Source organism: Flavobacterium quisquiliarum (genome assembly GCF_019308285.1).
Taxonomy (GTDB): domain Bacteria; phylum Bacteroidota; class Bacteroidia; order Flavobacteriales; family Flavobacteriaceae; genus Flavobacterium; species Flavobacterium quisquiliarum.
On the sequence record NZ_WWEM01000031.1, the window covers coordinates 275,845 to 292,415 of the forward strand.

A 16,571-nucleotide genomic window follows, 5' to 3' on the forward strand; every position below is an offset into this window, starting at 1 on the left:
TTAAATATTTAGTCCTTATTTACAAATATTTTATTTTTTAAAACATCCTTTTTTTCCTATCAATCGGCTACAATAAATCGGTGATTATAGTAATAAATTCTTGAGCTAATTTGTCTGCTTTTTCTTGAGAAATACTTTCCGTATAAATTCTAATAATGGGTTCCGTATTTGACTTTCTTAAATGAATCCATTGTTCTTCAAAATCTATTTTAACACCGTCAATACAATTCGGTTTTTCTTTAATGAATTTCTCAGCAATCTTTCGCAAAATTGCATCAACATCAATCCTTGGCGTGAGCTCAATTTTACTCTTGCTCATAAAATATTCTGGGTATGTTTTTCTAAGAGTTTTACAGGAAATTTTCAAGCTTGCTAAATGAGATAAGAACAAAGCTACACCTACTAAAGAATCTCTGCCGTAATGTGATGCTGGATAAATAATCCCGCCATTCCCTTCTCCTCCTATAACTGCATTAGTCGCTTTCATTAATTCAACCACATTGACCTCTCCCACTGCACTGGCCTCATATTTTCCTCCATGTTTTATCGTAACATCTCTTAAAGCTCTTGAAGACGATAAATTAGAAACTGTATCACCTTTAGTCTTTCCTAAAACATAATCTGCACAGGCAACCAAAGTGTATTCTTCGCCAAACATTGAACCATCCTCGCAAATAATGGCTAGTCGATCTACATCTGGGTCTACTACAATTCCAAAATCAGCTTTTTCTGTTACGACCCATTCCGAAATATCAGTAAGATGCTCCTTTAAAGGTTCTGGATTATGCGGAAAATGACCTGTTGGATCGCAATACAACTTGATACATTCTACACCAAGCTTTTCCAATAAAGCTGGAATTGCAATTCCGCCAGTCGAATTAACAGCGTCGACAACAACTTTGAAGTTTGATTTTTTGATTGCTTCAATATCCACTACTGCCAATTTTAAAACTTCTTCAATGTGTCGATTGATATAATCTTCTTTCTTTTCATATTTTCCCAAAGCATCAACTTCTGCAAAAAGAAAATTTTCATCCTCAGCAATTTTTAAGATTTTTTCCCCTGCCTCGGCATTTAAAAATTCTCCTCTATTATTCAATAATTTTAAAGCGTTCCATTGCTTCGGATTATGGCTTGCCGTTATTATGATGCCACCATCAGCGCTGTCTAATGTTACAGCAATTTCAACTGTTGGTGTAGTCGACAAACCAATATCAATTACATTTATTCCTAAACCTATAAGCGTATTAGCAACCAGGTTACTAATCATTTCTCCCGAAATACGCGCATCTCTTCCCAAAACAATTGTTAAAGATTTACTGCCACTGCTTTCTTTGAGCCACATTCCGTAGGCAGCTGCAAATTTTACAGCATTAATTGGAGTTAAATTTTCATTTACAATTCCTCCAATTGTGCCTCTTATTCCTGAAATTGATTTTATTAAAGTCATTTTTTATTTTTAAATTATTCCGTTCGATTTTCCATTTTTTTACAGCTAAAAAAAGGCATAAGTTGAGCACAAGCAACTCAAAAACATTATTTGAATGCTTTGCTTAATCTTTTTTATTAAGATCTAAATATTAAAAAAGAGGATTAAAAACTAGAGCGGTTCAATATTTTAATTTTACCAGCTCCTATATTTATGGCCTTTAAATGCAAAAAAGACAATCATCAAATAGGCAGGGAATAAAATTAAATACGCTAATTGATTACCACTTTTTGCTGTTGCAACAACTCCTGAAGCAATATTGGATGCATTAATAGCATCTGCAAGCATTCCATAACACAATGGAAAAACAGCACCACCAATAATCCCCATAATTAAAATTGCGCCTCCGATTTTGGTAAATCCGCCTAAATCCTGAAGTGCCATTGGCCAAATAGCCGGCCAGCAAAGCGCATTGGCCAATCCTAAAAACGCGACTAAAATAACAACTAAAGGCAATTGTGGTATTCCTGGCAATTGAATCATGATTTTTGGAGAAAGTATCACAATTAGCGAGACCAAAATAAGACCTAAGAATCCAGAAACTTTTAAAGCAAAAACTTGAGATACATATTTCGGAATTAAAGTAATTCCTAACACATAGCCAATTACCATAAAAGTCATGGTAAACGAAGTTAATTTTAAATAAAAAGAACCATTTTCTCCATAAACACCTAATTGTTTTCCAAATCCGCCGATAGAATCTCCGGCCAGAACTTCTGCTGCGATATAAACCATCAAAGTAATTACTCCAAAAACCAGCTGCGGATGTTTGAAAGCTTCTTTTATTTGTTTGAAGATACTTAAGTGCTCCACTTGCCCCTCGTCATCCAAATTGATTTCTGGAAGAGGTGAATATTTTACCAAAACTGCCAATACAAACATTATGATCGCCATATAAATATAAGGCATTTGCAATTGCAAAGCGAGTAAATCTAAGGCCGTTTCTTTTTGAACCGAATTCATTGCCGCAATTTTATCTGCAGAATAATCTCCAATATTCGACAACACTAAAGCTGTTAATAATAAGGGAGCTAGAAAGCCTGCCAGCTTATTGGCAATTCCCAAAACACTGATTCGGGCTGCCGCACTTTCGCGTGGACCAATTACGACTACATACGGATTAGCTGCTGTTTGTAAAACTGCTAAACCGGTGCCCATTACAAATAAAGCAATTAAAAAAAGACTAAAAGTTCGTGCTTCGGCTGCTGGATAAAATAACAGAGCACCAACCGCGATTACTCCTAATCCTAAAGAAATACCATTTTTGTAGCCTACTTTCTCAATTAAGAATGACGATGGAATTGCCATTACAAAATAGGCAATATAAAAGGCAAAAGTTACAAAATATGACTGTGATTCGGTTAGTTCACAGGCTAGTTTAAAAAATGGAATTAGAGGTCCGTTAAGCCAGGTTACGAATCCAAAAATAAAAAATAAGGAGGTCAAAATGACCATGGGAATCAAAGTGCTGTTTTGATCTTTTTTTAAAGTAATATCGATTTCTGACATATTTTGGTTGTAGTTTTAGTTAGTTTTCTGAAGATTATCTGCTGACTAATTGCTGCTGATAAAACTCGATTGTCTCTTCTAATGCTCTATCAATTGTATATTCTGGTTTAAAGCCCAATTGATTGAATTTTTCGGGATTTGCTTTAGAGTGTTTGATATCGCCTGGTCTTTCTTCTAAAAATTTTATCTGAGACTTAGAATTGGTTATTTCTATAATTTTTTCCGCCAATTCTAAAACTGATGTACTATGTCCTAAAGCAACATTGTAAGTTTCATTTCCTTTTTGAGAAGCTAGAATATTAGCTTTTACTACATCTTTTACATAAATAAAATCCCTTGTCTGCAAACCATCTCCATAAATCGTGATCGGTTCATTTTGAAGTGCTTTATTGATAAAAATAGGCACTGCAGCCGCATAAGCCGATTCTGGATTTTGCCGTGGTCCAAATACATTAAAATATCTTAAAGAAGCCGTTGGAACCTGATATTGATCGAGATACATTTTTAAATAATATTCGCCGTCTAACTTCGTAATTGCGTACGGTGTCATTGGTTCTGGAAACATCGTTTCTACTTTTGGCAAAACAGGATTATTACCATAATTCGCCGCCGAAGTTGAAAGCACCACTTTACAACCTGTAGTATTTTTGGCCGCCTCTAAAATATTGATTGTTCCAATCGTATTGATTTCGATACATTCTTTAATTTTTAATAAGGACTCTGGAACGCTGACCAAAGCCGCCAAATGAAAAACACCGTTTGCACCGCTTATGACTTCATTTACTAAATTTTCATCACGAATATCTCCTTTTACAAATTCAACATTTAATCCGTTTAGGTTATTTTCGAATCCCGTTCTAAGACTATCAAGTATCAAAACCTGATGCCCTTCGTTTGACAAATGTTCAGCAATATGGCTTCCTATAAAACCAGCACCTCCGGTAATTACATATTTACTCATATCTTATTCTTTTAATGATCCGAGGAAATTCAAATTATACTCTTCCATTTCTTTAAATTGTTCCGAAAGACTTTCTATTAGTTTAAATTGATTTTTAGAACGATCCAAATTATGTTCTGGATATTCCGTTTTATAGTACACATCATTATTCAAAAAATCAGTCAAAAAACGAAGCGCCATTATGAATGTCATAGTTTTTGCCCCAAGAGGAAGGTATTTGATTTCAAGCGGCGAAAGTGATGAACTTGTTTTTTCCAGAAAACCTTTTACGTACGCTTTATAAAATTGCAAATTAAACTGAACCAATTCCAGATTTTTTTCGTCCTCAGCAGCAGTGTTGCAAATCGTTCTTATGGCATCTCCAAAATCATAATGAATAATTCCAGGCATTACCGTGTCAGTATCAATTACACAAAGTCCTTTTTTATTCGTATCAAAAAGTGCGTTTGAAATTTTGGTATCATTGTGCGTAACCCTAAGTTTTATTTTTCCAGTGTCTTTCAAATTCTGCAGAACATGCATTTCCTCTTTTAAATCCTGAGTGATTTTAATCAAACTTTTGGCTTGTTCAATTCTTTGTTCTGAAGCTTCTTTCAGTGCGTTGTCGAACTGAGAATAACGAAAAGCCATATTATGAAAATTCGGAATTACTTCAATTAATTTTCTGGCATCAAAATCACTGGTCAGATTTAAAAATTCTCCAAACAACTTTCCTCCTTCATAAGCAATTTCTTCATTGTTTACGGTTTCAAAAGTCAAACTTCCTTCTATATAAACCATTACATTCCAGAAATTCCCCTCTTTATCCTTATAATAAAAAACACCTTTTTTAGTTCCCACAAAGGTTAAAACACGGCGTTTTAATTCATCATCAGATAATTGTTTTAGTTTTTTCAACAAATGCTGGCTAACACTTACTTTGTTAGCAATAAGTCCTGGGACGTCTTTAAAAACACCTTCATTTATTCGCTGTAAAATGAACTGTCTACGACTATCAGCAGTTACTAAATAAGTATCATTAATATGACCAGAAGACAATTCTTCAAAAGTTTTAAAGACCTCAATATGGTCAAACTGTTCGAATATAAATTTTAATTTTTCGGCTGTCATATTACCAGAGATTAGTTGGATACACGTTTTGAGCTCTCAATTTTTCAATTTCTTTTTTTACGATTTCCTTATCCTCTTTATAAGTCACTCCAAACCATTTTGCATTGGATTGCAATACCTCAACAGAAGCATTATCCGATTTTAAAATTTCATTTACTACTGATGTAATAAAAAATTCTGCTTTCAAATCGTGTTCATTTTCTTTTAGAAATTGTTCAAAAAGCGCACCTCCAAATTCGAAACATTTTGGTGTAAATCCCCAAAAATTCATTGAAACAATTGTATTTTCATCAATAGGAATAAACTCGCCATTATCGTCTTTACGCATTAACTTCCCGTTTATTTTTTCGATATGGGTTCTTTCAGTAACATCTGTCAAATAATTATTCTCGTCAACCTGACATTCTCCTCTTGAAACAAAACCATGATCTGAAACGGTATTTTTAAGCAGATAAGCCATCATATTAAAATTATACGATTTTTTGTCCATTTCGGTTAAGGCTTTTGCCATGATTTCAAAAGCTTCTTTTCCATAAAAATCATCAGCGTTGATAATAGCAAAGTTTTCAGTCACTTCCTCTTTTGCCATTAACAATGCATGTCCTGTTCCCCAAGGTTTTTTTCTTTCCGGATTCAAATACTCTGGTGGCACATTGTCAATTTCCTGAAATACATATCCAACTTCTGCTTTTCCTTCTAGTTTTTTATTGAATATTTCTTTGCATTCTTCTTCAATATTTTTACTTATAATAAATACAAATTTTCCAAAACCTGCCTGAAGTGCATCGTATATCGAAAAATCCATTATTGTATCTCCTTCCGGCGTAAATGTATCCAACTGTTTTAATCCTCCATATCGACTTCCAATACCTGCTGCTAAAATCACGAGTGTAGGCTTATTTTTGCTCATTTAAATAGTAATATTAATGGGTTATTTTTTAAATTTTCTTTTAAACATTTTTTCATTTTTAAAATCTGTCTTTTTTTTTTCGAGAATCTTCCTATAGGTGGTTTTGAAAACTTCTTTTATAAATCGAAAAATATATAGTAATCTGCTATTTTTTAAGTTAATTTTATAGACTATCTGATTAATATTTGGCTAAAATATATATTAATATCCTATAAAAAAAGAAAAATATGTTAAAATGTGCTCGAACACATAAAAAATGTTATCGAACACATTAAATTTAATATTTTGTAATATTCGATTTTTACATATATTTGTTTTATATGGAAAAAATTTACACAATTAAGGATATTGCAGAACTTGCAGGTGTTTCAAAAGGAACTGTTGACCGTGTTTTGCACAAGAGAGGAAAAGTATCTGAAGACGCTTTAAAAAAGGTAAATGAAGTACTGGATAAAATTGATTATCAACCCAATTTAATGGCCAGAAGTTTAAAGAAAAAACAAATTTACTCTATTTGTGTACTTATTCCAGATTCTGCAAACGATCCGTATTGGCAGCCATGTATTGATGGTATAAATGAAGCTAAAAAAGAGTTTAAATCTTTTAATGTTAAAATTGAAATTTTTCTCTTTGATCCTACCAGTACTTCTTCTTTTGTAGAAACCAATCAAAATGTTCTCAGCACTGCTCCAGACGCTGTATTACTGGTTCCATTATTTCATAAAGAGGCCATAGATGCCATAGAGATTTATAATTCAAAAGGCATTATTTCCAGTATTTTTAATAACCAGCTTAAATCCAGCAGCATTAGAAGTTTTGTTGGACAAGACTTATTTCAAAGCGGCAGAATTGCAGCACGATTATTAGATTTATTACTAAGAAAAGGTACAATTGCAATTGTTCATATTGATGAAGATTACGAGAATGCCATTCACATGCAGGAAAAAGAGAAAGGTTTTAGAGACTATTTTAATAATTTGGAGAATGCGACTTTTGAAATTAAAACTTTTAAGGTAAAACATCCACAGTTTAAAAGTACCCTTAAAGAATTTTTAGATGAAAATCCAGCTATTGAAGGCCTTTTTGTTACTACTTCAAAAGCTTATCAAGTGGCGAAAATAATTGCCAAAAAGCCAGAAAAGAAAATTGCCCTAATTGGTTACGATTTATTAGAAAACAATCTTGAATATTTAAACAACAAAACTATTGATTTTTTAATTCATCAAAATCCAAAAAGACAAGCTTATTTAGGAGCTACAAATTTAATTGAGCATTTTATTTTTGAAAAAGAAATAAGTTCTGAAATTCTACTCCCAATTGACATTATCAATACTGAAAATGCTAAAGATTACTTTTTATAATCTTTAGCATCTAACTTTATTTACCATAAATAAAATAAATTACATTAAGGTTAAAGTACCAAAAGAACTTGCTATATGAAAATTTGGTGTTTCAGTATTTGGATTTATCCATGAAATCCAAACAGGTTCGTAATCTAAATTAGATTGTTGTATGTATTTAGCTCTATAAAGCCCTGCTTCGATTTTATTTCCTTTTATTAAATTAAAATTTTTTAGAGATTCAATACTTATGGCTATTTCAACAGTAAAAAAATCTTTTTGCTTATTTGATTTTGCTGTTAGATGCTTTTCTGGCCATTTCCAATCATAATCAAACTGCCTGTCTGGATAAGCAATAAAATCTAATATTCTAGGTTCAGGATCGATTTCTAAACAATAATAAGGATTTAATAAATCATCTTTTCTAAAAAAGATTTCAACTCTATCTGATTTTGCAATACTTTCAACAGTATCATCTGTTTTGTCAATGTGAATATCTCCATCATATACTTTATATAAAAAGAAAATATGATCCAAATCCCACAAAGCTCTCAGTTCAATTTTATCAGGGGTTATAGAATCCCAAGGAGAAACAAAATCAGTTAAAACTGCAGCATTATTCCAAATTGGATTATTTCCAAAACCATCTATTTGCAAAATGTTTTTTTCAATTTGGTTTACATTGTAATTTTTCATTCGAAAAAGGTAAGGAATTTTAAAAATAAAAAAAGGGAGCAAATAAGAAAATCTCTTTTGCTCCCTAAAAGCATTTTTTATTATTTTAAATATATTTTATTACTGCTGATTTCGTTGTCAGCATTAATTTGAAGAATAACCAGTTGTGATTTTTTCAAATCAGAAACATTGATTGTTGCTGTATTCATTTCACTATATTCTTCTTTTAAAAGTACTTGACCGTTTAGATCTGAAACAGAAATTGTTGCTGCCTTAATATCTTTTCCAAAATTAATAGTGATTATATCAGAAGCAGGATTAGGAAAAACAGCAAAAGTAGTTTCTTCTTTTGTTTTTGCTGCAGATCTAGCTGTAGATCCAGTTTGCAATTCTGAGCATCCAATATCAATACGACCATTTCTTTTACGGTTATTATCATCAAAATCTAATGTACCAGAATAAGTTGCATTGTATGTTGGATCACCTTTGTCGGCGGCAAAAGCACCTGAGACTAATGAAAAATCAAAAATAGCAGCATTTACAAATCCTGGAAGACCAACTACTGAACTTACATCCTGTCCTGTAGCTGTTGCAAATTGTGCTGCGTTATAAGATCCTGTTGCTGAACTACCATTGAAACTAACTCCTGTTAAATCGATTATAAAATCGGTATTTTCTTCTCTGTAATACAAATTATAATTGGAAACAAAGTTTGAAATAGTGTAGCCATAAGATGCTAAAAATGCTTTTTTGCCAGTTGTCGCGTAAAGGATATTATTTTTGAAAGTAATTCCTGAACTGTTTTGAAAATGAACTTCACCTCCATAAATATCTGCAATCGTACTTACGGCAGTACCTCCAATAGTTGTAACACCATTAATAGTGGCACCTGTCCTATTTTTATAAAATGTATTATTAAAGATTTTAGTATCACTAACGCTTGTTGTGTAACCACTGCCAATAACACCACCAAAAATTGCTCCGGTTACGACATTATTATAAACTGAATTATTGTTCACAATATGTCCTGTAGACTGACCTCCGTTTCCTGTTGCCGTATTTTGTTCAGCTCCAATAGCAAGTCCCACACCACAATTATAAACTTCATTTCTTTCTATGGTAACATTTAATGCACCATCTACATAAATACCGGCACTATTTGCTACGGCACTCATACAATCAAAAACTTCATTTGAAGCAATGATTCCATTTCTTGCCTGATTATTGCTCGCTGCTCCTGTTGATGTGTAATTTCCTGCCGCTACAATTCCGATATTAGCAATATCGTAAACCGTATTTCCTAAAACCGAAAAACCATTTACGTTTCCAGTTAAAGTTACCGCTTCTCCCCAGCCTGTAGCACAATTGTTTATTTCACTATTTTCAATTTTTACATTGGTAATAGCATAAGTAGCATTTCCTCCATCAACTTTTATGGCATTGGCTACTATACCGCTATTAGCAGGAATCGCTGATAAATTGTTGCTGATCCAGCCAATATTTTTTACAATACAATTCTTGATTGTAATATTGTTTAGATTAGCTGTAGCTCCTGAATTTGCAAGAATCCAAATTCCTTTACTTCCGTTACCAATTTTATTTGATATCGTTAATCCATCAATGGTAACATTACTTGTATTTACAATCCCTAATACATAAGTATCTGTACTTGTCCAGCCAGATGCGTTGAGAACTACAGCAGCTGAACCACTTTTTTGAATTGTTAATGGTTTTCCAACATAAATAGGTCCTGTTACAGGATAAGTTCCTGAAAGAACCAATACAGTTCCTCCAGACGGAGCTGCTTGTACTCCTTTTAAAATGGTTTTAAATGGCAAAGCAGCAGTACCTGTACCCGTTGTATCATTTCCGGTTGTAGAGACATAAGTCTGTGAAAAACCTTGTATAAAGCAAAATAAAATAATAAATGTAATTTTCTTGACTTTCATAATTTTGACATTTTAGGATTAATAGTTTAAAAAAAATCTATAGTTAAATATTGCAATATTTCTATATCGATAAAGAAAGCTGATTGCTATTTATGTTTTTCAAAATCAAATACGACATTACTCCAAATAATGTTAAATTGTTGATTTAAAAACCATTATTCATATAAAAAGCAAACTAAAAACTGGCTTATTTCTGACTAAAGTAAATAATGTTTTTTAACCTGCAATAAAAAACCAAGAAAAAATGTGTTCGAGCACAAAAAATATAATATTTTTAAATTTATATACTATTTTTCATACACAAAATACTATTGAAATCAAAAAAAATGAATGTGCTTGAACACATATAAAAAAAATACTACACATAATTTTACAGGAAGATTTTAGAGACAGCTTTTTTAATGTATTACAATCTAATTCAAAACTTTTAAAAAGAAGATTACAAGATCAATTTTACATTTAAAACAAAATAAGTTTAAACCAAAAAAAAAGGTACTAAAAGTACCTTTTCTAATTTTAGAATTTAAAAATTAATTCCAGTTAAAACTAATCTTCTTTTCGATTTCACTGCTTAAGCTTAAAAATACTGGACAAGTCATTGCTGCACGCTCCAAAATTGTCCTGCTCTTTTCATCGGCATCGCTTTTCATATTAAAAACAATTTCGATTGCGCCAATTCTTCTTGGTTCTGCATTCATAATCTTTGTTACTTCAGCAGTTGAACCTACGAAATCAACTTCTAAATCACGGGCTTTAATTCCCATAATCGTCATCATACAGCTTGCTAAAGCATTTGCCACAGTATCTGTTGGAGAAAAAGCTTCTCCTTTTCCATTGTTATCTAACGGTGCATCAGAAATAATTTCGCTTCCTGACTGCACGTGAATTGAACTTGTTCTTAAATCGCCTAAATAGGTTACTTTTGATGTCATTAATTTGCTACTTTTAAAGTTAAGTCACTATCGTAATATAAGATGTACACCCCTTTGTTAGCGTGTCCGCCATCTTCTTTTCTATAATATTGAAATTTATTATCTACTTGCTGCGTCGTCATCAAATCAGCTGTTTCCTGAAATGTTTTTCCTTGTACCAAACGCATCATCGTATCAAATGTTACGTCAAATCCTCTTGTTGCGTAAGTCGTTGGATTGGCTTTGTTTTTCAGTCGATATTGTTTTTCATAAACTAAAACCGATTGTTCGTCGCTTTCGCGAGTTACAGAAGGGTACATTAATTTTAGTTTTACCAAATTCTCAAAACTAATTTCATCTGTATCTAATGTGCTATTTGGTTCCAAAATTACAAGTTGCACCTGACAGGTTTTCTGAGAATCAAGCAAAGCTTTTATTGTTGCTTTAACCATTGCCGTATTTCCTGTTTCCATTACAACATAATTCAGTCGGTTTGGAATTAAAAGACTTTTTAAATTCGCTACATCCAAACCTCCAGTTTCAGTCAGGGATGCAAATGCAACTCCTTTTTGATTCTGTTTAATATAATTGATAACCGATTCTTTTTTCTTATCTACTACCGCTACAATATTTCCATTTTTAGCACGCATATAATCAAAAACTGAATTTCTGATCACATCGTTAGCTGGTATGGTTTGGTATAAATTATCAATGGGATTTGCAGTATCTTTTGACAATGGCGAAATTACCGGAACATTATATAAACGAAGTGAATTTGCTGTTGCTTCTGCATTACTCTGATAAAATGGTCCAATAACAGCATCTGCATCTTGAAGTTTGTTAATTAAACCCGAAACATTAGAAGTTGTTTTTGTTTCCTGTGAATCGTAAATAGCAACATCAATTGGCAGTTTCAACGTTTTAGCAGAATCTATTGCCATCATAGCTCCGGAATAAAAATCCAAAGTCATATTTAAGAACTTATCATTTTTAATTCTGTTAGCTGTTCCAGAAGTATCACTTTGCACTTTAGCTAAATTAAACGGAAGCAATAAAACTACTTTTTTACGCTCATTTACACCTCGTTTTTTAGTCAATTCTACAATTTCTACATTCTCATTTTCTGTCGATTTTACTTTATCGATAATTCTAATACCACCGCCTGTACTTTCTACAGGTTTAGTAGTTGAAGTTTCGGCTGGTACCTGAGCTGCAACAATCGCAACTGGAGCTAAGTATCCAGTAGGAACTTTCAAAACCATTCCTTCCTTTACACCTTCAGAAAGTGATGGATTAAGTGCTGTTAATTCATCTTGGCTCAAATGGAAAGTACGTGATAAACTGTACAAGGTTTCTTTCGGTTTCACTTGATAATCCATATAAGTTACCGCCTTTTTAGAAGTTTCAGCAGGCTTTTTACTTTCAGCAGGTTTTATTGTTTCTGCCGCAGCACTATCCGCTTTTGGAGCAGTTCCTTTAATTGTCAATCTGTAACCAACAGGTAAATTTGCTACAATATCCGGATTGCGTTTTTCCAATTCATCAACCGTAATATTATATTGTTTTGCAATACCAAATTTGGTTTCTTTTGGCTGTACATCATGATACACATATTTTTCAGCACCTTTTTCTTTTGCAGGTTTTGCTGTCGATTTTGGAGCAGATCCTTTAGCAGGAATTACCAGTTTTTGTCCAATTTGAACACCTGTTTTTTCTAAAAATGGATTTGCCGCTTTTAAAGCTTCATCCGAAATTCCGTATTTGTGCTCAATGCTATAAAATGTTTCTTTAGGCTGCACTTCATGAATAATATCTTTTCCAGAAGATACCGCAGTTTTGGTTTCAGCAACTTCTTTTTTCACTTCTCCTGCCGCAGTTGGAATTAACAACACTGTATTTGCACTTAAACCCGTTCTGGCATCTGGGTTAAGTTTGTAAATATCATAAGGCGTAACCTTAAATTTTTGGGCAATCTGATTAATCGTTTCGCCGCTTGATACTTTATACTTCACTACTTTTTCCTGCGAAAAAGCACTTGAACTAATAAAGAATACAAGGGAGAATAATGTTAAATAGTATTTCATAATATGGCTTAAAACAATTTAATTTCTAATTTAAAATATCTCACAGATTTATCTAAAAGCAAAATTCGAGCCGTTTGTTATTTCATTGAAAAATCATCTCAAATCGATTTCTGCTTTGGCAATTACGATTTCTTTATATAACTCATCTTCTTCTTTTTTCTTGCATTTATAAAGTACTTCTTCCATGTTTTCGAATTTATCGCTGTAAACATAGTACGAAAGACTGTTAATATTAAAAAAGAAACTAGCATTAAAATCGCCAGAATCAATGAGTTTCATAATAAACTTATCTCGCTCAACTGCGTCTGTAAATATACCCAAAACTAAGTAATACCCATTCGAAACTTCTCTAAGATTATCATAAACTTCCACTTTTACTGTTTTGTCAGTTCGTAACGGATTGTCTTTCAATTCTTGTCTCATTTCTTCCAATGAAATTGTTTTTGAATTTTCAACTGCGTTATCCCGTTTCTGTTTTTTAACCGCTTCGTCCTGATATTTTTTCAGTTTAATCAAAGCCAGTTTATCATCAAATTTTCTGGCTTCCATACTGTAATAAGAAGCTTTGCTGATATGTCTTTTTACCTCAATTTTTTTCTGATTGTCTAATGAATCAATTTTAGCAATTAAAAGCTGATTTTGCGCATCGCCTTTCTCCTGCTCTATTTTATATCGTTTAATTTCTTCTAAAGATAAACGTTGCTGCAAAGGTTCTGTATTCGATTTTTTCTCGCTTTCGCGGATTTTCTTTTTGTATTCCTGATTTTCTTCAACCGCAATTTTCTCTACTTTATTCATTAAACCGGCATATGCTTTTCGATTTTCTGCCAATTCTTTTTTTAATTGAGAAGACAATTCATTGGTTTTATTAATGCCCTCAAAAGATTGTTTTTCTAATCTTTTTGATTCGTCTACATTCAAAATATCCATTCGCTTTAATTCTTTCAAATCATTGTTCATAGAAGTAACGAGTGAATCTAATTTTGCCATTAAAACATCCTGTACATTTTTATTAGCTTCTAAAACCAGACGCAGTTTTTCGACCGAGTTTTCTTTAGAACCATTCATATCGTTCAGATTCACTTTCAAATCATTAATCTTTATGATTTTCTGATTCATTTCTTTCTGAACAACCAAACGGTCTTTCAAATCTTCAATTTCAACTGTTTTGGCTTTTGTTTTTTCAACCACAACTTGTTTTTCAGCCAAAGCCAACATTAGTTCTTCGCTTTCGTTTGCTGGCTGAATTCCTTTCGTATTAATGGCTAATTTATTTCCAACAATTAATCCGTTTACGATCTCAGGATTTTGTGATTCTAACTGATCAATTGAAATCTCGTATTTCTTTGCAATAGAAAATTTGGTTTCCTTTGGTTCAACCACATGAAAAACAGTTTCCTGATTGATGACACGAACTCTTCCATCCAACGTCTTTCTTTTATTAGGAATTGAAATTGTTTGTCCGATCTGCAATCCATTAATTAAAATGTCTTTATTAAGATTTTCTAAATCCTGAACCGATACATTATATTGTCTGGCAATGCTGAACAAAGATTCTTTTGCCAAAACCTGATGTGTTGTTTTGGAAGAAATAGCATTTTCTTGTTTTGAGGAATGATCTGAATTTTGAGGAATAATTAATTCCTGACCAATTTGAAGTCCGCCGGCAAGAATTTCCTGATTGGCATTTTGAATAGCTTCTACCGAAACATGATATTGTTTTGATAAACCAAACAGTGTTTCTTTTGGTGCAACAATATGAGTTTGCTGCTTTTCTGTACTAATTTGTTGGGAGGGATGAACTGGAATCTTTAAAACTTGATTATCCTTGATTCCATTTTGCGATTCGGGGTTGAGTTTGTAAATCTCATCTAAAGAAACCTTATACTTTTGGGCAATAAAATAAGCGGTTTCACCTTTTTGAATCTTGTGCTCGATAATTGAATCTTGCGCAATTATTTTGTTAAAAGACAAAATAAAGACAAGAGAAATTATTAAAAGTTCTCTCATAAATAGTAGGTTATAAAAAATTAAGGCCTTACAAATGTAAGACCTTAATTTTAAAATATGCTACTATTCCCACTCAATTGTTGCTGGTGGTTTTGAACTAATATCGTAAACAACACGATTCACGCCTTTTACCTTGTTGATAATGTCGTTTGATACTTTCATCAAGAAATCGTAAGGTAAGTGAACCCAGTCAGCAGTCATTCCATCTGTTGATTCTACAGCTCTAAGCGCTACTACTTTTTCGTAAGTACGTTCATCCCCCATAACACCAACGGAGTTTACAGGAAGCAAAATTGCTCCAGCCTGCCAAACTTTATCGTATAATCCCCAAGATTTTAATCCTTCGATAAATACAGAATCAACATCTTGCAAAATTTGTACTTTCTCTGGTGTAATATCACCTAAAATTCTGATTGATAATCCTGGTCCTGGGAAAGGGTGTCTTCCTAATAATTCAGGATCTATTCCTAATGTAGCACCAACTCTGCGAACTTCGTCTTTAAACAACATTCTAAGCGGTTCTACAATTTTTAATTTCATATAATCTGGCAATCCACCAACGTTGTGGTGTGACTTAATAGTTGCAGATGGTCCTTTTACCGAAACAGACTCGATAACGTCTGGGTAAATAGTTCCTTGCGCTAACCATTTTACGTCTTCTAATAAGTGTGATTCATCATCAAAAACTTCGATAAATACACGGCCGATTGTTTTACGTTTGGTTTCTGGATCACTAATTCCTGCTAATTCCCCAAGGAAACGATCTCCAGCATCTACACCTTTTACGTTTAATCCCATTCCTTTGTATTGGTCTAATACATTTTGGAATTCGTTTTTACGTAAAAGCCCGTTGTTAACGAAAATGCAATATAAATTTTGTCCGATTGCTTTGTTTAATAAAACTGCCGCTACAGTAGAATCTACTCCTCCAGATAAACCAAGAACTACTTTATCGTTTCCTAATTTTTCTTTTAATTCTGCTACCATTTCATCAACGAAAGCATTTGGAGTAAAGTTTTGAGGAACTTCAGCAATTTTTACTAAGAAGTTTTCCAACATCTTTTTCCCATCAGTAGAATGGTAAACCTCTGGATGATATTGAATTGCATAAGTAGTTTCGCCTTCTATTTTGTAAGCTGCATATTCTACATCATGCGTGCTTGCTAATTTTACCGCATTTGTTGGAAGCGCTTTGATACTATCGCTATGGCTCATCCAAACCTGGCTGTTTTCTGAAACTCCATCAAAAAAAGTTTCACCTTCTTTAATATAAGACAAGTTTGCTCTTCCGTATTCTCTTGTGTTTGAAGCAGCAACCTCTCCACCACTAAAGTGTGCTAAATATTGTGCTCCGTAACAAACAGCAAGTAAAGGCATTTTACCTCTAATTTGCGATAAATCAGGATGTGGCGCATCTTCTCCTCTAACAGAGAAAGGGCTTCCTCCTAAAATTACGGCTTTATAACTTGATAAATCACTTGGAATGTGATTGTAAGGAAAAATTTCGCAGAATATATTTAATTCGCGAACTCTACGCGCAATAAGCTGAGTATATTGCGACCCGAAATCTAAAATAAGTACGTTGTGTTGCATGCGCAAAAGTACTTTTTATATTCGAAATTC

The 16,571-nt window shown here is 32.8% G+C and carries 12 protein-coding genes; 1 reads left to right on the top strand and 11 read right to left on the bottom strand.

Features of this window, described 5'->3' with window-relative positions:
* Nucleotides 1-67: 67 nt before the first annotated feature.
* The 5 genes from glmM to GSY47_RS13545 form a co-directional block, all read right to left on the bottom strand.
* Nucleotides 68-1,450, bottom strand: coding sequence for a phosphoglucosamine mutase (gene glmM / locus GSY47_RS13525; protein ID WP_179007400.1), 1,383 nt, complete (start codon nucleotides 1,448-1,450; stop codon nucleotides 68-70).
* Between the two features lie 174 nt (nucleotides 1,451-1,624).
* Nucleotides 1,625-2,998 carry a sugar MFS transporter gene (locus GSY47_RS13530; RefSeq protein ID WP_246611333.1) on the bottom strand — a complete coding sequence of 458 codons (1,374 nt, stop codon included), beginning with the start codon at nucleotides 2,996-2,998 and terminating at the stop codon, nucleotides 1,625-1,627.
* 34 nt (nucleotides 2,999-3,032) lie between these two features.
* Nucleotides 3,033-3,959, bottom strand: coding sequence for an NAD-dependent epimerase/dehydratase family protein (locus GSY47_RS13535; protein WP_179007397.1), 927 nt, complete (start codon nucleotides 3,957-3,959; stop codon nucleotides 3,033-3,035).
* 3 nt (nucleotides 3,960-3,962) lie between these two features.
* Nucleotides 3,963-5,069 (bottom strand): phosphotransferase enzyme family protein, encoded by a 1,107-nt coding sequence (locus GSY47_RS13540; RefSeq protein ID WP_179007394.1) that lies wholly within the window; start codon nucleotides 5,067-5,069, stop codon nucleotides 3,963-3,965.
* 1 nt (nucleotide 5,070) lies between these two features.
* Nucleotides 5,071-5,979 carry a sugar phosphate nucleotidyltransferase gene (locus tag GSY47_RS13545; protein WP_179007392.1) on the bottom strand — a complete coding sequence of 303 codons (909 nt, stop codon included), beginning with the start codon at nucleotides 5,977-5,979 and terminating at the stop codon, nucleotides 5,071-5,073.
* Between the two features lie 320 nt (nucleotides 5,980-6,299).
* Between GSY47_RS13545 and GSY47_RS13550 the strand changes: the two genes are divergently transcribed.
* Nucleotides 6,300-7,340 carry a LacI family DNA-binding transcriptional regulator gene (locus GSY47_RS13550; RefSeq protein ID WP_179007389.1) on the top strand — a complete coding sequence of 347 codons (1,041 nt, stop codon included), beginning with the start codon at nucleotides 6,300-6,302 and terminating at the stop codon, nucleotides 7,338-7,340.
* Nucleotides 7,341-7,379: 39 nt separating this feature from the next.
* Here the strand turns inward: GSY47_RS13550 and GSY47_RS13555 are convergent, their stop codons facing one another.
* The 6 genes from GSY47_RS13555 to guaA form a co-directional block, all read right to left on the bottom strand.
* Nucleotides 7,380-8,015, bottom strand: coding sequence for a carbohydrate-binding family 9-like protein (locus GSY47_RS13555; protein WP_179007386.1), 636 nt, complete (start codon nucleotides 8,013-8,015; stop codon nucleotides 7,380-7,382).
* 80 nt (nucleotides 8,016-8,095) lie between these two features.
* The gene (locus GSY47_RS13560) at nucleotides 8,096-9,943 is read right to left on the bottom strand and encodes a T9SS type A sorting domain-containing protein (RefSeq protein WP_179007383.1); all 1,848 of its coding nucleotides are present in this window, start codon (nucleotides 9,941-9,943) and stop codon (nucleotides 8,096-8,098) included.
* A 530-nt stretch (nucleotides 9,944-10,473) separates the two neighbouring features.
* Nucleotides 10,474-10,875 (bottom strand): OsmC family protein, encoded by a 402-nt coding sequence (locus GSY47_RS13565; protein WP_179007380.1) that lies wholly within the window; start codon nucleotides 10,873-10,875, stop codon nucleotides 10,474-10,476.
* A complete protein-coding gene (locus GSY47_RS13570) occupies nucleotides 10,875-12,938 on the bottom strand; it encodes a PBP1 and LysM peptidoglycan-binding domain-containing protein (protein ID WP_179007377.1) in 2,064 nt (687 codons plus the stop codon). Before GSY47_RS13570 ends, GSY47_RS13565 begins: the two co-directional genes overlap by 1 nt.
* A gap of 93 nt (nucleotides 12,939-13,031) precedes the next feature.
* Nucleotides 13,032-14,948, bottom strand: a complete 1,917-nt coding sequence (locus GSY47_RS13575) for a LysM peptidoglycan-binding domain-containing protein (RefSeq protein ID WP_179007373.1) — start codon at nucleotides 14,946-14,948, stop codon at nucleotides 13,032-13,034.
* 63 nt (nucleotides 14,949-15,011) lie between these two features.
* Complete coding sequence (gene guaA, locus GSY47_RS13580) at nucleotides 15,012-16,541, bottom strand: glutamine-hydrolyzing GMP synthase (protein ID WP_179007369.1); 1,530 nt, start codon at nucleotides 16,539-16,541, stop codon at nucleotides 15,012-15,014.
* Nucleotides 16,542-16,571 lie beyond the last annotated feature (30 nt).